This is a genomic window from Herbaspirillum sp. WTB6, assembly GCF_057457785.1.
Map to the genome: position 1 here is coordinate 2,171,658 of NZ_CP176522.1, position 18,398 is coordinate 2,190,055.

Sequence of the window (18,398 nt, forward strand, 5' to 3'; positions counted from 1 at the left end):
AACTCATAGAGGGATTCATCTAATAGTCCCGTTACCTTAGTGTTTACGGGCATTGTTGGCTTTTTATCAGTAAAAACCACAATAGCCGCTCCCTCCTGCTTTTAAGATACTTGCGCCGGTTGGAGTAACGCCTCCTTTAATTCTTAGTTCGGAGGACTCCATGGATTCACGTCACTTTAATTTAACTGATTAGGGATTACATGCGACATATAGAATCTGCTGGGTACATGCTGCTGGCATTGGCCTCTGTTCCTGTGCTGTCCTTTGCTCACGGCACTATGGAAGTGCCGGTGAACCGCGTTCTCAACTGCTATAACGAAGGTGCCGAGAACCCTAGGTCCGCCGCCTGCAAGGAAGCCAAGAACATTGGCGGCACTCAGGCTGCCTATGACTGGAATGCCATTAGTCAAAATCCGCCCGGCGACAATCATCAATCGGTCGTCGCGAATGGCATGCTGTGCTCCGGCGGCAATAGCAAACATCGGGGCTATGATTTGGGCCGTACCGATTGGGTTTCCACCAATATCGTTCCCGATAGCCGCGGCAATTTTGAATTCGTCTATCGTGCCACCGCGCCGCACGCCACCAAGTATTTCAAGTTCTATGTCACCAAGAATGGCTGGAATAGAAATGCGGCGCTGACCTGGTCCGACCTGGAAGAATTCGCAGTGGTGCATGGCACTCCGCCGCTGGTGGATGGCCGCTACAAGATGACGGTGAAATTGCCGGCGAATAAAACCGGCGAGCACATTATTTTTAACGTCTGGAAGCGCTCCGATAGCGAGGAAGCGTTTTATTCCTGTTCCGATGTGAAGTTCGCCGGCAACGGCGGCACGCCGGTGGACCCGCCGCTGAATAATCCGTGGAAAGAGCTGGGCCGCGTGACTGCGCATGAAAATTTGCCGGCCAAGAGTACCGCCACCTTGCGCGTGTTCGACGCTCAAGGCCGCGATGCGGAAAAACACACCGTCAGCCTGGATGCGACTGCCGGCATGGCAAGCAATTGGCCGTATGAACTGGGCATGAAAGTCAATGCGGAATCGCCCTCGATGCGGATCGGCGTCATCAAGCAGACGGATAAAAACGTCACCATCGTTCCGGAAAGAAGCGCGACTTCCAACAACGTTTATCTCAACGACAGTTACCAGGGCTATACCTACAACATTGACTTGAAAAAAGGCGAGGGTGACGTGGTGCCGCCGGTTGCCGGCGATGAATGGAAGGAAGGGCCAACCTACAAACTTGGTCAGGTAGTGAGTTATATGGGCAAGAAATATAGTTGCCTGCAGCCGCATACCGCATGGGTCGGCGCAGGATGGACCCCATCCACCACGCCCGCCTTGTGGAAACCGCTTTGATCGGCTATCGGATCAAATTTTTCTGAACAGGATGATCCGCTGCCGGCACCGGGCGGATTTTTCCTTTCACCATGCAAAGGGTGGAATCAGCCCGATCGTTGGGCGAATTGAATCCGCGTCTCTGATTGTCGGTTGGCGGAAAGGGCAGGCTTCCTAGCGGCCGTCGCTGGCGGCCTGCAGCAGGCACTTGGACAGCTTGTCGAAATGCAGCAGCGCGGCCTGGGTCAGGGTGATCTGCTTGCGCCGGCTGTCTTCGGTGTCGGCCAGCATGATCCAGCCTTTTTCGCGCATCGACTTGAGCCGGTTGTGCAGCGTCGCCGGTGAGCCGAGCGCCTGCTGCGCCATCATGTCGCGCACCGACAGCCGCTGCTGTTCCTGGCCGGCACGCGCCACCAGCGTCAGGATGCGCTCTTCCAGCGGGTCCAGCGACGGCAGCGACGGCAAGTCGCGCAAGGCGTCGGCTAGTTGCAGGAAACGCAGATAGATCTCGGCAGGGCGTTTGGAGGTTTTCATTGCGGTAAAGCGGCTCAAATGGACAGCGCGGGTAATCTAACATGCAATCGGGAAAGAAGTCGCCTGGTTTCACACTTTTGATCGCGGAAATTTAACCATGATGCAGCGCTTGCGGTTCAATCTGCTGTTGCTGGCGGCCTCCATGCTGTTGTTCCTGCTGGCGTTCGCGCTCAACGAGTGGCTGTTTGGGCGGGCCGAATTCGTGCGCGGCATCAACTGGGTCTACCTGCCGGCCGGCGTGCGCCTGCTGTGCACGCTGCTGTTCGGCGGGGTTGGCGCGCTTGGCATCCTGTTGGCGTCCGGGCTGACCGCGTTTTTCTATTATTTTCCCGGCGATTTCGGCCGCGCCATGGTTGGCGCCGCCAGTTCCGCCGCCGCGCCATATCTGGCGTATCTGGTGGCCCAGCGCTGGTGTGGCCTGCGCCCGTCGCTGGCCAACCTGAGCGGCCGCCGCCTGCTGGCGCTGATCGTGCTGTACGCGTTCGCCAATTCGCTGCTGTTTCACCTCGGGTTCTGGCTGCGTGGAATTACGGATGGCTTGCCGGCCGGCTTGGCGGTGATGTTCATCGGCGACTTGCTGGGTAGCCTGCTGGTGGTGTATGCGGTCAAACTGGCGCTGGGCTGGTTGCGCCGGCGTGCCGGCGGGAGGCGCTGACGCTACGGTAGAATGGCCGCTGGACCGGCTTTCACGGCTCCAACGGTATCAGGGCGCACCGGTACTGTGATCAGTATTTTTTATACCAGCAATGTTTATAAGCGAAAACGCCGGCATTTTTTCATATACTCCATCTATTCTGGTTTTCTCCCGGAGTGACGCCGGCTGCCGTCCAAGCTGCCCGGCCCGGCCCGCCAATTGTCGATGCCAAACTGCCGCCGCGTTTTCCATTCCCTGATACTGCTCGCGGCCGCGCTCGGCTGGGCGCCGCTGGCGGTGGCGGCCGAGCCGGTGGCCGCCGGCGCTTGCGCGCGCGAGCCCGGAGTGCAGGCGATTCGCGCCTATCCCGGCGTCTACAACTTCTATTACGAAAACGACCTGTTCGCCGGCAGCGACAACAATTACACCAACGGCATGAAGCTTTCGTGGGTCTCGTCGAACCTGAGCGACTATGTCAGCGACCCCTGCCTGCCGCCTTGGGTGCGGCAACTGAACCGGATTTCGGAAGTGCTGAAGCCGGGCGGCTACGAGTCGCGCAACATGGTGGTGACGGTGGGCCAGGCGATGTATACGCCGACCGATCTGCATCGGCGCGACCTGATCCAGGAAGACCGCCCATATGCCGGCTGGCTGTATCTCGGCCTCGCCTACAACGCCCGCAATGCGCGCCAGATGGATACCACCGAGATCGACCTCGGCGTGGTCGGCCCGGCTTCGCTGGCCAAGCAGGCGCAGGATTTCGTGCACCGGGTGCGCGGCTTCGAGCGCTTCCAGGGGTGGGACAACCAGTTGCACAACGAGCTCGGGGTTCAGATCGTGCGTGAACGCAAGAACAAGGTGTTCATCAGCGCCAACCCGACCGGCCCGCAGTTCGACGTGATCACCCACTACGGTGCCAGCCTCGGCAACGTCAAGACGTATTTGAACGGCGGGGTGGAATTGCGGCTCGGCCATGTGCCGGACGATTTCGGCACGGCGCCGATCCGTCCCGGCGCCGACAGCAACGCGCCGCTGGAAAGCAACCAGATGCGGCGCCTGAGCAGCAATGGCATGCACGTGTTCCTGGCGCTCGACGCGCGGGCGGTGGCGCGCGATATTTTCCTCGACGGCAATACCTTTGGCGGCAGCCACAGCGTGCCGAAAAAGCATCTGGTGGGCGATGCCGCGCTCGGCCTGTCCTGGCAATGGCCGGGCGGCAAGCTCAGCTATGCGCAATACATCCGCAGCAAGGAGTTTGAGGGCCAACCCAGCCGCCACGGCTACGGCTCGCTGACGCTCAGCCTGGAATATTGAAGCGCCGCCGCTGGGCGGCGGGCGCAATGAAAACGGGCCGCAGCGCGGCCCGTTTCGGGGGAAACGCCGAGGCGCTTACTTGCGGGCGGCGCGCGGGGCGGCTTTTTCCGCCGGCTGCACGAACTGGCTGGTGGCGCTGGCCAGGTTCGCTTCCAGGGTGTCGATCGCCTGCTTGGTGCTGCGCGTCAGGTGCTCGTAGCCGGCGCTGGCATTGCCCAGCATTGCCTTGAACATCGCGATCGCGTTTTCCGAACCGGCCGGGGCGTTCTTGGTGACTTCGTCGACCAGCGCGCTGACCTTGCGCGTGGCTTCGGCGACCTGGGTTTCGGCAGCCTTGGCGAATTCAGCCTGGGTGCTGGAGGCGATGCCGGCCAGATGACGGCCATAGGCCAGCGCTTTTTCAGCGGTCGGCTGGGTTTGCGCGGCGCTCAGCGAAAAGAATTCCTGCGCATCCTTGGCGGCCAGCAGCTTGCGCGCGGCTTCCGAGGTTTCTTCGAGCGAGGCGCGGGTGGCGTTGATGTTCAATTCGATGACTTTTTCTACGCTTTCAAAGGCCTTGGTGGTCAAGGCATTCAACATCGCCAGTTGCGATTCGAAGTTGGCTTTGGTGGCGGCGGAAAACTGTTCCGGTACGGTGGCAAACATGGTTTCTCCTAAATTGAAATGAGTGACATTTCTGGCGGCAAACCCGTTTGGTGCGCCGCAACAAAAGCGATTGTAGACCAATCCAAGTGGATGTCAACATATTTTTGTGCGACGCACCAATTTATTTTATGAAAACTTTTGCTGCCGCCAGAATGCCGCCAAGCCCTTGTTTCTCCAGGGAATCAGGCCAGGCCGGGATCCGCGCCATGCCGCCGCTATTTTTCGGCCGCCAGCGCGGCTTGTACCGCCGGGCGCTGCTCGACGCGGGCAAACCAGGCGGCGATCGCCGGCCAGCGCGATAAGCCGATGTCGAAATAGGCGCTCCAGCGCAGCACCACGAACAGGTAGGCGTCCGCCACCGTGAATTGCGGACCCAGCAGGTGGGCACCCGGCTGCAGTTGCGTCTCGATATAGTCGATGCGCGAAATCAGGCGTTCGATGGTGAGTTTCTTGGCATCTTCCGGCATGGCCGGGTTGAACAGCGGGGAGAAGCCCTTGTGCACTTCGCTGGAAATGAAATTCAGCCACTCCATCAGCCGGTAGCGCGGCAGGCTGCCGGCGGTCGGCGCCAGTTGTTTTTCCGGCGCCAGGTCGGCCAGGTATTGGACGATCGCCGGACCCTCGGTCAACACCTGGCCATCGGCCAGCTCCAGCGCCGGTACCGAGCCTTTCGGGTTGATGCCGGTGTAGTCGGCGTCGCCGGCAGTCTGCTTGCTGCGCAGGTCGGTTTTCACCAGCTCGAATGCGAGGCCGGCTTCGCGCAGCACGATATGCGGCGACAGCGAGCAGGCGCCGGGGGAAAAATACAGTTTCATATTGGTTGGTCTTTCACGAGGAGGGTAAGGCGCGCATCGGGCTGCCGGCGACTTGCCGGCGGTGGCGCGCGTCGGCGGCTTGCCGCGTGCATGGTAGCGCAGCGCTCAAGATGCTGCAGAGCATCGCACCGCAGTCGGTTACGCGCAGGGCGCCGCCTGCCTATAATGATTCGGCCCGGCATTCATTCATCGGAATAGGCGCAGAGATGACCATCACCCATCCTCCGAGTTGGCCGGCGGGCATGCCGCGGCAGTTGACCGCGCCCGCCACCAGCGTCTTCACCAACCTCGAGATCAGCGCGCGCCGCTACCCGGAGCAGCGAGCGACCGTGTTCTACGACTCGGTATTGACTTACCGGCAACTGCTGGCCGAAGTCGAGGCGCTGGCCGGCTACCTGCAGCAGGCCTGCGGCGTGCAGCGCGGCGACCGGGTGCTGCTGGATCTGCAGAACAGCCCGCAATTCGTGATCGCCTATTACGCGATCCTGCGTGCCGACGCGATGGTGGTGCCGGTCAATCCGATGCTGATGACCGAGGAATTGCGCCACTACGTCGAGGACAGCGGCGCCAAGGTCGCGATCGCGGCGCAGGAAGTGTTTGCGCGGCTGGCGCCGCTGATGGGCGAAGGCGGCCTGGCGCATGCGGTGGTGGCCACCTACTCCGATTACCTGACCGCGCCGACCGATCTGCCACTGCCGGATTTCGTCGCCGCGCCGCGCGCGCTGCCGGCCCAATTGGGCGTGGTCGCCTGGCACCAGGCGCTGGCGGCGCGGCACGCGCCGCGCCCGCACCAGGCCGGCCCGGACGATCTGGCCTGCATGCCGTACACCTCGGGCACCACCGGCGCGCCGAAGGGCTGCGTGCACACCCATCGCTCGGTCATGTTTACTGCGGTGGCCGGCGCCCACTGGGCCGGGCCGGCGGTGCCGGACCAGGTGGCGCTGGCGGTGCTACCGTTCTTCCACGTCACCGGCATGCAGGGCAGCATGAACGCGGTGATCTACTGCGGCGCCACGATCGTCATTCTGCCGCGCTGGAACCACGACGCTGCCGGCCAGTTGATCACGCGCTACCGGGTCACCGGCTGGACCAACATCCCGACCATGCTGATCGATTTCCTGTCGAATCCGCGCCTGGCCGAATACGATCTGTCGAGCCTGCGCCGCATCGGCGGCGGCGGCGCCGCGATGCCGGTCGCGATCGCACAAAAGCTGCTGGAGCTGACCGGGCTGCAATACATGGAGGGCTATGGTCTGTCGGAAACCATGGCGCCGTCGCACACCAATCCGCCGCAGGGCTTGCGCCAGCAATGCCTGGGCATTCCGATCTGCAACACCGAAGCGCTGGTGGTCGATCCGGCCACGCTGGAGCCGCTGGCGGCAGGCGAGGTCGGCGAAATCGTGATCCGCGGCCCGCAGGTGTTCGAAGGCTACTGGAACGATCCGCAAAAGACCGCCGAAGCCTTTTTTGAGCGCGACGGCAAGCGCTTCTTCCGCAGCGGCGACCTCGGCTACGTCGACGCCGACGGCTATTTCTATTTCATCGACCGCCTGAAACGGATGATCAACGCCAGCGGCTTCAAGGTGTGGCCGGCCGAAGTCGAGTCGATGATGTACCAGCACCCGGCGATCCAGGAGTGCTGCATCATCGCCGCGCGCGACGCCTATCGCGGCGAGACGGTGAAGGCGGTGATCGTCGCCCGCGCCGGCAGCGCGGTGGACGCCGACGAGATCATCGCCTGGGCGCATGAACGGATGGCCGCCTACAAGGTGCCGCGCCTGGTCGAATTCGTCGCCGCGCTGCCGAAGTCAGCCACCGGCAAGGTGATGTGGCGCGCGCTGCAGGAGAAGGAACTGGCGTCCTGAGCCGGAGCGCGGCGCCATGCCGTAGAATGGCCGGCCCGGTTTTCATTTCTTCCTGGCGCGCCCATGACCATCCTGCTGTCCACCCTGAATGCGCGCTATGCGCACGCTTCGCTCGGCCTGCGCTACCTGCTGGCCAACATGGGCGAACTGCGCGAGCGCACACGGCTGGTTGAATTCGTGATCGGCGTCAAGACCGCCGACATCGTCGAAAAGCTGCTGGCGCACCGGCCGCCGGCCGACGCCGGCGGCAAGCTGGTGATAGGCTTCGGCGTCTACATCTGGAATGCCGAGGAAACCGCGAAAGTGGTGGCGATGATCAAGCGCGTTGCGCCCGAGGTGGTGATCGTGCTGGGCGGGCCCGAAGTCTCGCATGAGCCGGGCGAGCAGAGCATCGTGCAACTGGCTGACTACCTGGTCACCGGCTGGGGCGACCTCACTTTCCCGCAACTGTGCCGGCAGATCCTGCACGGCCCCAAGCCGCTGATGAAGATCCACGCCGGCGTGCAGCCGCCGCTGGAGGAGATCGCCTTGCCCTATTCGCTCTATAGCGACGAGGACCTCGCGCATCGCACGCTATACGTCGAAGCCTCGCGCGGCTGTCCGTTCAAATGCGAATTCTGCCTGTCGTCACTCGACAAGACCGCCTGGCCGTTCCCGCTGGAGCGCTTCCTGGCCGAGCTCGACGCGCTCTATGCGCGCGGCGCGCGGCTGTTCAAGTTCGTCGACCGCACCTTCAACCTGAACGTCAAGACCAGCCTGAAGATCATGCAGTTCTTCCTCGACAAGCTGGCCGCCGCCCCGGACGATCCGCTGTTCTTGCACTTCGAGCTGGTGCCGGACCATTTGCCGGACGCGCTGAAGGATTCGATCCGGCAATTTCCGCCTGGCGCGCTGCAGTTCGAGATCGGCATCCAGAGCTTCAACCCGGAAGTGCAGGCGCTGGTCAGCCGGCGTCAGGACAACGATAAGGCGGCCGCCAACATCCGCTGGCTGGTGCAGCACTCCAACGCCCACTTGCACGTCGACCTGATCGCCGGCCTGCCGGGCGAGGACGTCGCGAGCTTCGCGCGCGGCTTTGACCGCCTGTGGGAGCTGGGTCCGCACGAAATCCAGTTCGGCATCCTGAAGCGCCTGCGCGGCACGCCGATCATCCGCCACACCGCAGCGTTCGGGCTGGTGTTCGACCCCCATCCGCCGTACGCGATCCTGGCCACCGACCGCATCGACTTTGCCGCCATGCAGCGGCTGGTGCGCTTTGCGCGCTACTGGGACCTGATCGCCAATTCCGGCCGCTTTGCCAACACCCTGCCGCTGATCCTGGGCGCGGCGCCATTCGCGCGCTTCATGGCCTTGTCCGACTGGCTCTACCTGACGACCGACGCCACTCACCGGATTGCGCTGGAGCGCTTGGCGGCGCTGCTGCTGCAATGGCTGCAAACCCAGGATGTCGATGCCGAGCACGCCGGCGCGCTGCTGGCCAGCGACCAGGCCGGGCGCGCCAGTCGGCCGCCGGCGCCCGTGAAATCCGCCGCAGCCGCCGGCAAGCTGGGGCCGCAAGCCTTGCCACCGCGCCAGGCGCGCCGCCGGAATGCGGCCGAAGTCGATTAGGCTAACCAGCGCTTGCGCCGCCAGTGGCAACGGCGCACGAAAAATCGCGGGCGGCGTTGCGTCAAACCATGGTTTTCGGCTATGCCGCAGTTAGCTGCTGAAATTCAGGCGGACGCCAAGCAAGGCGTAGTCAAACCAGGGTCAAGCGCAGCAGCGCCAAAACCCGCGTGGTTTGGAGTCTGATCCCACTAACTCCGTTGTCCGAGGGTGCTCAACAGCAAACGGCGACAGAACCAGATTTGATGAGTATGCAGCATAAACGGACTTTATATAGGCGAAAAACACTGCTTATGTATGGAGTATGTGCCAGTGACGGCTCGGCCCAGTGCGCCGCGCAGTCGGTGGTTACCGGGCCGGAAGATCATCGTGATATTCTGACGGATATCACGCTGACCCCACTCTTGCGGTTCCGCTGCCGCTTCCGATGAAAAAAATCCTCGTCCTCGCGCTGTTGCCGTTCCTGCTGCTGTGCCGCGCCGCCGGCGCCGCCGACGTCACGGTGTTCGCCGCCGCCAGTCTGAAGGAGGCGCTGGATGCCGTGGCCGCCGCATACAGCCGGCAAGCGGGCGACAAGATCACCGTTTCCTACGCCGCCAGCTCGGCACTGGCGCGCCAGATCGAAAACGGCGCGCCGGCCGATCTGATCATCTCGGCCGACCTCGACTGGATGGATTATCTGGCCGAGCGCAAGCTGATCGACCCCGCCACGCGCAAGAACCTGCTCGGCAACCAGTTGGTCTTGATCGCGCCCGCCGCCAGCACCGGCACGCTGAAGATCGGGCCCAACTTTGCGCTGGCGGCGCATCTGGGAAATGGCAAGCTGGCGATGGCCAATCCGGATACGGTCCCGGCCGGCAAATACGGCAAGGCGGCGCTGCAGGCGCTCGGCGTCTGGCCGGCGCTGGAAAAACAGGTGGCGCGCGGGATCAGCGTGCGCTCGGCGCTGGTGCTGGTGGCGCGCGGCGAAGCCCCCTACGGGATCGTCTACCGCACCGACGCGCTGGCCGAGCCGAAGGTGCGCATCGTCGACACCTTCCCGGCCGCTAGCCACCAGCCGATCGTCTATCCGCTGGCGCTGACGGCGCATGTGCAGTCGGGCGCCAGCGCGCTGGCGGCGCAGCGCTTCGCCGCTTACCTGTGGAGCGCGGCGGCGCCGTGGAAAAAATTCGGCTTTACCGTGCTTGACTGACGCCGCAGAATGGCAGCGCAGGCATCCAGTCCGGCGTGCGCCGGCAATCCGATTTCTAGCCCAACCAATCAAATCCGATGATCGGACTAACCAGTGCCGAAACCGGCATCATCCTGTTGAGCCTGCGCGTCTCCCTGGTCGGCGTCGGCGCCAGTCTGCCAATCGCGTTTGGCGTCGCCTATTTGCTGGCGCGTAGCGAATTTCCCGGCAAGACCGCGCTCGATGTGCTGGTGCATCTGCCGCTGGTGCTGCCGCCGGTGGTGATCGGCTTTGCGCTGCTGCTGCTGTTCGGCAAGCAGGGCGCGCTTGGCGCCTGGCTGCATGACTGGTTCGGCATCGTGTTCGCATTCCGCTGGACCGGCGCCGCGCTGGCGGCAGCCATTATGGGCTTCCCGCTGATGGTGCGGGCGATTCGGCTGTCGCTGGCCGGCATCGACCGCCGGCTGGAAACCGCGGCGCGCACGCTGGGGGCCAGCCGCTGGCACGTGCTGTGGAGCATCACCCTGCCGCTGGCGCTGCCCGGCATCGCCAGCGGCGTGCTGCTGTCGTTCGCGCGCAGCCTGGGCGAGTTTGGCGCCACCATCACTTTCGTCTCCAACATTCCGGGCGAAACCGAGACCTTGCCGTTGGCCATTTTCGCGCTGACGGAAACGCCGGGCGGCGACTGGCAGGCCCTGCGCCTGTCGCTGTTCGCGGTGCTGCTGTCGGTAGCCGCGCTGGGCGGCTCCGAATGGCTGGCGCGGCGCTACCGGCGCGCCTTTGGCAACCCGCTGCTGTAGGGGACGGCGGCCATGCTCAAGATCGAGGTCAGCAAGCGGCTGGGCGCCTTTCAGTTGGAGGCCGTATTCGAGACGGCGGCGCCGGTGGTGGCGCTGTTCGGCCGCTCCGGCTCCGGCAAGACCAGCCTGGTGAATTGCCTGGCCGGCATCACGCGGCCGGACCGCGGCCATATCGAAATCGATGGCCACGTGCTGTTCGACGGCGCGGCCGGCATCGACCTGCCGCCGGAGCAGCGCCGCATCGGCTACGTGTTCCAGGATGCGCTGCTGTTTCCGCACCTCTCGGTCGAGCGCAACCTGCTGTATGGAGCACGCTTCCATCGGGCCGGCGGCGCGCCGATCGATGCCGCGCGCGTGATCGAATTGCTGGGCCTCGGCCATTTGCTGGCGCGGCGGCCGGCGCTGTTGTCGGGCGGCGAAAAGCAGCGGGTCGCGATCGGCCGCGCGCTCTTGGCCAATCCGCGCATCCTGCTGATGGACGAGCCGCTGGCTTCGCTCGACATGGAGCGCCGCCACGAAATCCTGACCTATATCGAGCTGCTGCGCGACCAGTTGCACATTCCGATCGTGTTCGTCAGCCATTCGGTGCCGGAAGTCACGCGCATCGCCGATCTGCTGGTGCTGCTGTCGGCCGGCAAGATGATCGCTGCCGGCGACGTGCATGACGTGATGGGCCGGCTCGATTTGCGGCCGCACACCGGACGCTACGAAGCCGGCGCCCTGATCGAATCCGAAGTGCTGCGGCACGACCCCGAGTTTGAGCTGACCACGCTGGCTTTCGACGGCGGCCAGTTGCAGATGCCGCAGATCGATGTCGCGCCCGGCGCACGGGTACGGGTGCGCATCCGCGCGCGCGACATTTCGCTGGCCACCACGCGCCCGCAGAATGTCAGCCTGTTGAACGTGCTGGAAGGGCGGCTGCTGGAGTTGACGGCAGAGTCGGGGCCGATCGTCGAGGCGCGCATCCAGGTCGGCTCGGTGTTCCTGATCGCGCGCATCACGCGCCGCTCGGCACATCTGCTGCAATTGGCGCCGGGGCAGACCGTGTTTGCGCTGATCAAGGCGGTGTCGCTGGACCGGCGCAGCGTCGGCCAGTCTGGCTGAGGCTCATGCAGGTTCGCCGCATCAATCCTTCAATAGCCGGGTCAGCGCCGCCAGTTCGGCGGCGGCGGCCCGCTGCGCCAATTGCTCGATCGCGCGATAGCGGCGGATGATGTCGTGCGCGGTGGCCGTCAGCAGCGCGCCGCCGCCGTGGGCGCCGCCGCTCCGGGCTTCGATCACCGGTTCGCGCAAGCCGCGGTTCATTTCATCGATCAGGAGCCAGGCGCGGCGGTACGACATGTTTTGCGCGCGCGCCGCCGCCGCGATCGAGCCGGCGCTGTCGATCGCTTCCAGCAGCTCGATCTTGCCAGGGCCGATCACGATCTCGCCGGCGCGCCGGATGCGCAGCCGGAAGCGCACGTCGGCGCTCATCGCTGCCGACACCAGTGGTTGGTGGTGCGAGCCAGTTCGGTCAGCATGATGTACATCTTCCGGCGGCTAGAAGCAGAGATAGATGCGGTTGGCCAGATCGAGCACGAAGTCGGGCTGCAAATAGGCCAAAAAAAGCAGCGCCAGCAGCGCGGCAAAGGCAGCGCCAAGTAGCAGGGGCAGCAGGCGAGAGCGCAGGGCGGGTGTCATGCTGTGGTCCGGTTCGGCATCAATTGGAGCGCTGCTGAAACAGCTGGTCGGTTTGCGTCGTCAGCACGCCGTCGATCAGCTTTTGCGGGCGGTAGAAGTCGGCCGCGACGGCAACGGTGGCGGCGCCAATGCCGATCCGGCCGATGCCGGGGGCGTCGCCGGCCAACAGCAGTTTGCGCCGCGAAATCGCCATCTCTTCTTCTGGTTGGTTCGCCATGTGTAAGGTCTCATTGAAGATGAAAAGCGGCGCCATGGTTCATGAAGGATCTTACATCTCAATGAGACATTACTTATTCCGCGCAGCCTCACGCTCCATGAAAAATCGCTACTTTTTTCAAGTATCGTGAAAACACCATTGTTATGCATTTCCGAGTCCCATACAGAACTCAAAGCGCATATTCCGACAAGAGAGGCGTATGAGCGCCCTACCCTGAAGACGCCTTTCAAAGCCGCCATGTCGACGTGAGCTTCTGCCAGCAGTTTTTTGAGCCGAGCATCCTCATGCTCCAGTTCTCTCAGCAGGCGGGCGCCCGAGACGTCCATACCGCCGAACTTGGCACGCCATTTGTAAAACGTGGCTTCTGAAAAACCGCTTTAACGGCACAGTTCCCTGATCGGAACCCCGGCATCAGCCTGTTTCAAAAAACCAATGATTTGCTCTTCGCTGTATCTGCTTTTCTTCATAACCGTCATTCTCCTTGATTTGACGGATTGCTCTATTTTTTGGCGGCACGGGGTGAGGGGAGCAGGTCAGTTCGATGAAACAAAACTTCCCAAGTGGCACCGGACACGCCGTTGCCACTTGGCGTTGGGCAGCGCTGACTGCCACCACATGACTACCATGCCCCCATTCGTTCTTTCGCTTCCCAAACTTTCAACTGTGCTTCCACTGTGCTGATCGACAGCGTCTTTCCTACAGACTAGGGGCAAGAGAGATGCTATAAACAACGTGTCCGCCAATCAATTTTATCAATGGGATTTTGATGTTCGATTCAAATTGCAAAAAATTCCTGGCCGCCGCCGTTCTCTTTGTGGCCTTTGTGATGACTGCATGTTCTTCGGGTCATAGCGATTACGCAGCCAATCTGCGGGTGCAGCTGTCTAAAAATCCAACCCCTACCGCCGATTGGCATCAATCCATCCAGCTGCTTGGTGGAATCAGCTGGTTCCAGGTCGAACTGCTCGACGACCAGGGGAAACCTCTGGATCTTCTCAAGGTCGATGTTTCTGCTGACAGTGATACCGTCCAGGTTGACTTTCCCGTCCGGCAGACGGGCGCGTATCGCATCCGCAGTTCCGCCTTCAATTCGAAGGGCGCCCTGCTGGGGACCACCAGTCAGGCAGTCCAGGTCGCGGCCGGCCCCAATCAGATCAGCGTGACGACGCTCGGTATGGGCAGCCTGTACTACGCCGACAACCTCAATCTGACCCAAACCCAAAACCCGGCCGGACTGGAAAAGTTCCTGTCTTTCGACCAGCCCGGAATTTCCCTGCAGGCTTACTGCTTTTTTGGCTACCTGGGGGAAGAGGGGCAACCCAAGCAGGCCTATTTCAGCCTGGTCCAACGATTGAACAAACAGTTCCCGGAGGCCGATAATACAAGACTGCCTCTCATCATGGTCGGGACAGGGGTCAGCAACCCGGATTTGAAGCGCATCCTGCTGGGCGGAACCTTCGACCTCTCTTACCGCGACAACTGGATCACGCTCGAACAGCCCTGGAACTTCCGCGTGACCGAGAGCAATCCCGCTGGATCGGTCACCCCTCAAAACACCACCCAAGCCCGGATTGTCTCGGGCACTTTTGGCCAGCCGGGCGCCCGCTACGAAATCGTCTCTACCAACCAGGACAACGAAGGCGGCTTGCTGGAAACCTCGGTACTGGTGGAAGACAGCATGGGTTTCGTCAACGAGGGCTTTGGTCCCAACGCTTTCGTTCCGAACTGGCTGTATCCGGCACAGAGAAAATCCGTGATGGAAAACTACGGCGGTTCACTGGAAAAATATCTGAAGAACACCCAGGATCCGATGACCGGCCAAGGATCTTATTACTATTCGGCGCCCTTCCTGAAAGTCCTGACCTACTCGATCAAGCGCAACAACGCAGTCATTTCGTCAGGCACCGGTGGCCTGCTGTGGATGGATGTCGTCTATCAGACCTTCGAAGACTCTACCGCGGACATCATCAAAGACGCCACCTGGTCTTTCTTCATCATGCAATTCCCCAAGCAAAAGAAAGCCCTCATGACGACCACGGTCGGAACCCCGGTTGGAACCTACCCGATCAGTTCCCTGTTTACCCACGACGCGCCGAAAAACGCCAATGGGGTCCTGGAGCCGAAATACCGTTGGAATCTGCAGGATATCAAGATAACCCCGCTGACTGACAAGATTTGGACCAGTCCACAATCCAAGCTGAGCTATTACACCGAGTTCAAGATCGATCTGGCCGGCGAGTACCCAACCCATCTGCACGTCAAAATGGCCTGGGACGAGCAGGAGGCGAATGTGCGTGGAAGATTCGTCTACGAAGGCCTGGGCAACGTGACCGGCACGCTGAATGGTGAACCGGTGGAAGGCACGGCCTGGCTGGAAATGCAACCGATCGGAAAGCTCTGACAAACCAGGCAGCTGACATGGATTGCCGGTGCGTTCATCCCACCGGCCCCACAAAAATGAACCGGAGACAGGTTATCCGTCCGGCAGAAAAAAACCCGCAAAGCGTGTCGCGATGCGGGTTTTTGCACAACTGGCGGAGAGAGGGTGATTCCCCCCCAGATAGGGTATTAGCCTCCAGTGACTGTGGGTCGGAACGAAGCGACCACCGTACCGGAGGCTATTTGACGCTGTCAGTCAGCAGGACCCGTATGCATCAAAACATTCGTTACTTTTCGCCAATGCATGCATAAACAAAAAGCCTCTTGCGGGGCTTTTTGTTCATCACGTTCCGCCATGATCTCACTGATGCATAAAATGTAATTATATCAACAACTTACAACAGATGCCGCTCGTTTTGAGCGGCATTTTTTTTCACAAATGCAGTATTAGTCCGCCCTTGGAGCATCAAATATTTGGGCACGGGTCGTCATTCTTGTCTCAAGGGGGGCTCCGCCCCCAACTCCGGAGGGTTCGATGGAAAAGTGGAATAGGATCTTCCTCTAACGTACTTAAAAATGCAGTACACATTATGCGCAAATAACTGTGCTTTTAAGTATTAATACTATATATTTCATGTATGCCAAAGGGAAAGCCAAAGTTGAAGACAGCCGTGATGACCTTGCGCGTTGAACCGCAGATAAAGGTTATTGCCGAGCTCGCCGCGAAGCGGGAGCGCCGCAGTGTCACGAGCTTGGTCGAAATACTGTTGCTAAAGCACGGTGAGTCCATTGGTATCGAGCCCCCTCAGTCCAGCAAGCAGGAGCCTACGTCATGAAAACAAAGACCGTTGCAAAACCAAAGGCCGCAGTAACACCGGCAAAAACGGAAAACGTCGAAGAAATTCGTTTCTACCGTTCAAACGAAAAGCCTTATGGTGTCTTTAGCAACCTGCATCGGACGCCGGTAGTCTTCGAAGGCAGGGAATACCCGACCTCGGAACACGCCTATCAAGCGGGCAAGGCCAGCAAGGAGGCAGTTCGTGAATGGATATTGAGTGCCCCAACCCCCTCGCTGGTAGCGATGGCTGCCCACGGTCTCTATACGTGGGACATCGTTCCAAATTGGTCGAAGATCAAATTCGACCGGATGCGTGATGTTCTGCGCGCAAAATTCACTCAACATGAACACCTGAAGCAATTGCTGCTTGAGACAGGAAATGCTCGGTTAGTAGAAGCGGGGACTACGGATAATCTCGTGAATAGGACCTGGGGCGAGGTCAACGGCAAGGGGAAGAATATGCTGGGGGTCTTGCTAATGGAGGTTAGGGAGGAGCTTCGAAAAGCGAAGGAAAATCAAAAACCCAAAGCTGGCTCTACGGTCAAGGCTGGAAAGGCCAAGAGTAAGTCGGCCGTCGAGCGGGAGTTCGCACTCGCAGCATGAGGTGGCATACTCATATTTATGACGACTACCCATTACGAAAAGGAACTGGCGCAGCTCGCTGAAACGTATCGAGCTGCGCTGAATGCTTCAGTAGCAGACGTTAATAAACTTAAGTCTGCGATCCAAAGCGCAAGCGAATCCAGTCTCATCGGTGTTGGTTCGGGTGGCTCATTTACGACCGCTTCGTTGCTTTGCCACCTTCATGAAACCTACACGGGACGCGTTTCACGTGCGTCGACGCCGCTGGAAATCATATGTAACCCGACGCTGGCTTCATCTAGCCCCGTATTCCTAATATCTGCCGAGGGCAAGAACCCTGACATTTGTGAGGCGCTACAACGAGCAAGCCATCACAGTTCACGGAGGTTGCATGTTCTGACCAATCGCAAAGAAAGCCTGCTCATGTCACGCGTGGCAGACCACAATGATGTGACCGCCCACGTATTCACCCTCGTAGATAAGGACGGCTACCTTGCGACGAATAGTCTTCTGCTAGATGCGGCGCTGATCGCGCGGGCATATACGGAACTAGACCGCACTACCAGCGACCTTCCAACTGATTTTAGCGAATTAAAAATCGGTGATGAGAGCGTCGATGAATGGGTAAAAAAAGCCAAGCCTTTTGCTGAACAGGCCAGCGCACGGGGCGCCTTGACGGTCATCTATTCGCCACTTCTCAAACCTATTGCCATCGATCTTGAGTCGAGGCTTTCTGAAGCGGCACTCTTGCATGTACAGTTTGCTGACCTACGCTCATATGCGCATGGACGCCATCTGTGGTTGGCAAATAGGCCACAGGAGTGTGCAATATTGGCGCTAACTGAGCCGTCACTCGGCGATCTGTGGAGCCGTATGAAGGCGCTTTTCCCGAGTGAAGTACCTACATTGACCATGCCACTGCAAGGATCAAGCCCGCGAGACTTGATCACCGGCCTGATTGCTCAAATGCATTTCGTATCGAACATCGCCAATGTTCAAAATCAAGACATCGGGCGTCCGAGCGTCCCACAATTTGGTCGTGATCTCTACTATGTAGATTTGCCGTCAGTAATTCCCACTCCAGCTAAGCATGAGGGAGAGAGCGAAAAGTCAAAGTATGAGGTTCTCGGTGCAAAATGGCCGTCCGAACTCAATCATCCATCAATGCGTCGAGCGCGCCTTGAGTTCGAAAAGGACATCGGGCAACGGGAGTTTCGAGCAATCGTATTTGACTACGACGGAACGCTATGTAGCTCCCAGCGGGCTGATCACCCCCCTTCAAACGAAATTCTCATGCACCTCGAACGGCTCGTGAGGGCCGGGATCGTGGTGGGCATCGCTTCAGGACGTGGAGGCTCAGTTCAAGAAAAGCTCAAAGAGGAATTGCCAGAGGAAGTCTTGAGCAAAATTCAGCTTGGCTTGTACAACTGCGGTTGGATAGCAGACGCCACTGTCTCGCCTACAGTTAGCGAGCAGACGAGCGAATTCCTTAGCCACGTAACGCGGATCGTGAATCGGCTCAGGGAACTTGGCGTCCCAATCGACACGGTTCGAACGACGCACCCCTACCAGGTTAGCATTCGCTTTAGGGAGGGGCTGCTTACGGATTCTATGTGGTTCGTTGTTGGCGATGTGCTTCGACAAGCAGGTCTCGACCTTTCTACGATGGTTCGCAGCAAACACTCCATTGATGTGTTGGCAACTGGCGTAAGTAAGGCCAGGCTGATAGCTCACATCGTTAACATGTCGAAAATCGAGCCCTATGAGGTTCTAACGATGGGTGACCAGGGCGCATGGCCAGGAAATGATGCTGCCTTGCTGGAGCACCGATACTCGCTGAGCGTGGACGAGCCAACGAGAAGGCTAGATCGAGGCTGGAAGCTGGCACCTGCTTATAAAAGAGACGTAAGCGCAACGATCTGGTATTTGGAACGACTTAAAACTATAGATGGCGGACGCTGCAAAGTAAAGCTCGATTAGGG

17 protein-coding genes and 1 pseudogene are annotated in these 18,398 nt (G+C 60.4%); 11 read left to right on the forward strand and 7 right to left on the reverse strand.

The window, feature by feature from the left end; all coding sequences use genetic code 11:
* Window positions 1-227 precede the first annotated feature (227 nt).
* Window positions 228-1,358: a lytic polysaccharide monooxygenase gene (locus ACK2VC_RS10115; RefSeq protein ID WP_486730218.1), complete on the forward strand. Its 1,131-nt coding sequence runs from the start codon at window positions 228-230 to the stop codon at window positions 1,356-1,358.
* A 153-nt stretch (window positions 1,359-1,511) separates the two neighbouring features.
* Here the strand turns inward: ACK2VC_RS10115 and ACK2VC_RS10120 are convergent, their stop codons facing one another.
* Entirely contained in the window at window positions 1,512-1,871 is a 360-nt protein-coding gene (locus tag ACK2VC_RS10120) for a winged helix-turn-helix domain-containing protein (RefSeq protein ID WP_486730219.1), read from the reverse strand.
* A gap of 97 nt (window positions 1,872-1,968) precedes the next feature.
* On the opposite strand from ACK2VC_RS10120, the gene ACK2VC_RS10125 reads away from it, so the two are divergent.
* Together ACK2VC_RS10125 and ACK2VC_RS10130 are read left to right on the forward strand one after the other, a co-directional pair.
* The gene (locus tag ACK2VC_RS10125) at window positions 1,969-2,526 is read left to right on the forward strand and encodes a hypothetical protein (RefSeq protein ID WP_486730220.1); all 558 of its coding nucleotides are present in this window, start codon (window positions 1,969-1,971) and stop codon (window positions 2,524-2,526) included.
* 204 nt (window positions 2,527-2,730) lie between these two features.
* Entirely contained in the window at window positions 2,731-3,819 is a 1,089-nt protein-coding gene (locus tag ACK2VC_RS10130) for a lipid A deacylase LpxR family protein (RefSeq protein WP_486730221.1), read from the forward strand.
* A 75-nt stretch (window positions 3,820-3,894) separates the two neighbouring features.
* Here ACK2VC_RS10130 and ACK2VC_RS10135 read toward each other — a convergent pair whose 3' ends face one another.
* The gene (locus ACK2VC_RS10135) at window positions 3,895-4,464 is read right to left on the reverse strand and encodes a phasin family protein (RefSeq protein WP_486730222.1); all 570 of its coding nucleotides are present in this window, start codon (window positions 4,462-4,464) and stop codon (window positions 3,895-3,897) included.
* A 215-nt stretch (window positions 4,465-4,679) separates the two neighbouring features.
* Window positions 4,680-5,279, reverse strand: a complete 600-nt coding sequence (gene gstA / locus ACK2VC_RS10140) for a glutathione transferase GstA (RefSeq protein ID WP_486730223.1) — start codon at window positions 5,277-5,279, stop codon at window positions 4,680-4,682.
* 206 nt (window positions 5,280-5,485) lie between these two features.
* Here gstA and ACK2VC_RS10145 point away from each other — a divergent pair, with 206 nt between their 5' ends.
* The 5 genes from ACK2VC_RS10145 to modC all read left to right on the forward strand — a co-directional run bounded on the left by ACK2VC_RS10145 (window position 5,486) and on the right by modC (window position 11,824).
* Window positions 5,486-7,144 carry a long-chain fatty acid--CoA ligase gene (locus tag ACK2VC_RS10145; RefSeq protein ID WP_486730224.1) on the forward strand — a complete coding sequence of 553 codons (1,659 nt, stop codon included), beginning with the start codon at window positions 5,486-5,488 and terminating at the stop codon, window positions 7,142-7,144.
* Window positions 7,145-7,207: 63 nt separating this feature from the next.
* Entirely contained in the window at window positions 7,208-8,752 is a 1,545-nt protein-coding gene (locus ACK2VC_RS10150) for a B12-binding domain-containing radical SAM protein (protein WP_486730225.1), read from the forward strand.
* A gap of 424 nt (window positions 8,753-9,176) precedes the next feature.
* Window positions 9,177-9,941 (forward strand): molybdate ABC transporter substrate-binding protein, encoded by a 765-nt coding sequence (gene modA / locus ACK2VC_RS10155; protein ID WP_486730226.1) that lies wholly within the window; start codon window positions 9,177-9,179, stop codon window positions 9,939-9,941.
* Between the two features lie 77 nt (window positions 9,942-10,018).
* A complete protein-coding gene (gene modB, locus ACK2VC_RS10160) occupies window positions 10,019-10,720 on the forward strand; it encodes a molybdate ABC transporter permease subunit (RefSeq protein WP_486730228.1) in 702 nt (233 codons plus the stop codon).
* A gap of 12 nt (window positions 10,721-10,732) precedes the next feature.
* Window positions 10,733-11,824, forward strand: a complete 1,092-nt coding sequence (gene modC / locus ACK2VC_RS10165; protein WP_486730229.1) for a molybdenum ABC transporter ATP-binding protein — start codon at window positions 10,733-10,735, stop codon at window positions 11,822-11,824.
* A gap of 21 nt (window positions 11,825-11,845) precedes the next feature.
* On the opposite strand, the gene ACK2VC_RS10170 is transcribed toward modC, so the two are convergent.
* From ACK2VC_RS10170 to ACK2VC_RS10185, 4 genes and pseudogenes are all read right to left on the reverse strand, one after another.
* Window positions 11,846-12,193, reverse strand: a complete 348-nt coding sequence (locus ACK2VC_RS10170) for a winged helix-turn-helix domain-containing protein (protein WP_486730230.1) — start codon at window positions 12,191-12,193, stop codon at window positions 11,846-11,848.
* A 66-nt stretch (window positions 12,194-12,259) separates the two neighbouring features.
* Window positions 12,260-12,400, reverse strand: coding sequence for a hypothetical protein (locus ACK2VC_RS10175; RefSeq protein WP_486730231.1), 141 nt, complete (start codon window positions 12,398-12,400; stop codon window positions 12,260-12,262).
* Between the two features lie 19 nt (window positions 12,401-12,419).
* Window positions 12,420-12,653, reverse strand: a complete 234-nt coding sequence (locus ACK2VC_RS10180) for a hypothetical protein (protein ID WP_486733313.1) — start codon at window positions 12,651-12,653, stop codon at window positions 12,420-12,422.
* Between the two features lie 188 nt (window positions 12,654-12,841).
* A pseudogene (locus ACK2VC_RS10185) lies at window positions 12,842-13,084 on the reverse strand (transposase); the annotation flags it as partial.
* A 299-nt stretch (window positions 13,085-13,383) separates the two neighbouring features.
* Between ACK2VC_RS10185 and ACK2VC_RS10190 the strand changes: the two are divergent.
* The 3 genes from ACK2VC_RS10190 (at window position 13,384) to ACK2VC_RS10200 (ending at window position 18,396) form a co-directional block, all read left to right on the forward strand.
* A complete protein-coding gene (locus ACK2VC_RS10190; RefSeq protein WP_486730232.1) occupies window positions 13,384-15,018 on the forward strand; it encodes a hypothetical protein in 1,635 nt (544 codons plus the stop codon).
* A gap of 810 nt (window positions 15,019-15,828) precedes the next feature.
* A complete protein-coding gene (ybiA, locus tag ACK2VC_RS10195) occupies window positions 15,829-16,437 on the forward strand; it encodes a riboflavin biosynthesis intermediates N-glycosidase (RefSeq protein ID WP_486730233.1) in 609 nt (202 codons plus the stop codon).
* A gap of 18 nt (window positions 16,438-16,455) precedes the next feature.
* Window positions 16,456-18,396, forward strand: coding sequence for an HAD-IIB family hydrolase (locus ACK2VC_RS10200; protein ID WP_486730234.1), 1,941 nt, complete (start codon window positions 16,456-16,458; stop codon window positions 18,394-18,396).
* Window positions 18,397-18,398: the final 2 nt, after the last annotated feature.

Bases quoted from the DNA above. Each gene is read 5' to 3' on its own strand.
- ACK2VC_RS10130 (WP_486730221.1), top strand. From the start codon at position 2,731: ATGCCAAACTGCCGCCGCGTTTTCCATTCCCTGATACTGCTCGCGGCC.
- ACK2VC_RS10180 (WP_486733313.1), bottom strand. From the start codon at position 12,653: ATGGCGCCGCTTTTCATCTTCAATGAGACCTTACACATGGCGAACCAA.
- ACK2VC_RS10115 (WP_486730218.1), top strand. From the start codon at position 228: ATGCTGCTGGCATTGGCCTCTGTTCCTGTGCTGTCCTTTGCTCACGGC.
- ACK2VC_RS10190 (WP_486730232.1), top strand. From the start codon at position 13,384: ATGTTCGATTCAAATTGCAAAAAATTCCTGGCCGCCGCCGTTCTCTTT.
- ACK2VC_RS10200 (WP_486730234.1), top strand. From the start codon at position 16,456: ATGACGACTACCCATTACGAAAAGGAACTGGCGCAGCTCGCTGAAACG.
- modC (WP_486730229.1), top strand. From the start codon at position 10,733: ATGCTCAAGATCGAGGTCAGCAAGCGGCTGGGCGCCTTTCAGTTGGAG.
- ACK2VC_RS10170 (WP_486730230.1), bottom strand. From the start codon at position 12,193: ATGAGCGCCGACGTGCGCTTCCGGCTGCGCATCCGGCGCGCCGGCGAG.
- ybiA (WP_486730233.1), top strand. From the start codon at position 15,829: ATGAAAACAAAGACCGTTGCAAAACCAAAGGCCGCAGTAACACCGGCA.
- ACK2VC_RS10135 (WP_486730222.1), bottom strand. From the start codon at position 4,464: ATGTTTGCCACCGTACCGGAACAGTTTTCCGCCGCCACCAAAGCCAAC.
- ACK2VC_RS10150 (WP_486730225.1), top strand. From the start codon at position 7,208: ATGACCATCCTGCTGTCCACCCTGAATGCGCGCTATGCGCACGCTTCG.
- ACK2VC_RS10145 (WP_486730224.1), top strand. From the start codon at position 5,486: ATGACCATCACCCATCCTCCGAGTTGGCCGGCGGGCATGCCGCGGCAG.
- modA (WP_486730226.1), top strand. From the start codon at position 9,177: ATGAAAAAAATCCTCGTCCTCGCGCTGTTGCCGTTCCTGCTGCTGTGC.
- modB (WP_486730228.1), top strand. From the start codon at position 10,019: ATGATCGGACTAACCAGTGCCGAAACCGGCATCATCCTGTTGAGCCTG.
- gstA (WP_486730223.1), bottom strand. From the start codon at position 5,279: ATGAAACTGTATTTTTCCCCCGGCGCCTGCTCGCTGTCGCCGCATATC.
- ACK2VC_RS10120 (WP_486730219.1), bottom strand. From the start codon at position 1,871: ATGAAAACCTCCAAACGCCCTGCCGAGATCTATCTGCGTTTCCTGCAA.
- ACK2VC_RS10125 (WP_486730220.1), top strand. From the start codon at position 1,969: ATGATGCAGCGCTTGCGGTTCAATCTGCTGTTGCTGGCGGCCTCCATG.
- ACK2VC_RS10175 (WP_486730231.1), bottom strand. From the start codon at position 12,400: ATGACACCCGCCCTGCGCTCTCGCCTGCTGCCCCTGCTACTTGGCGCT.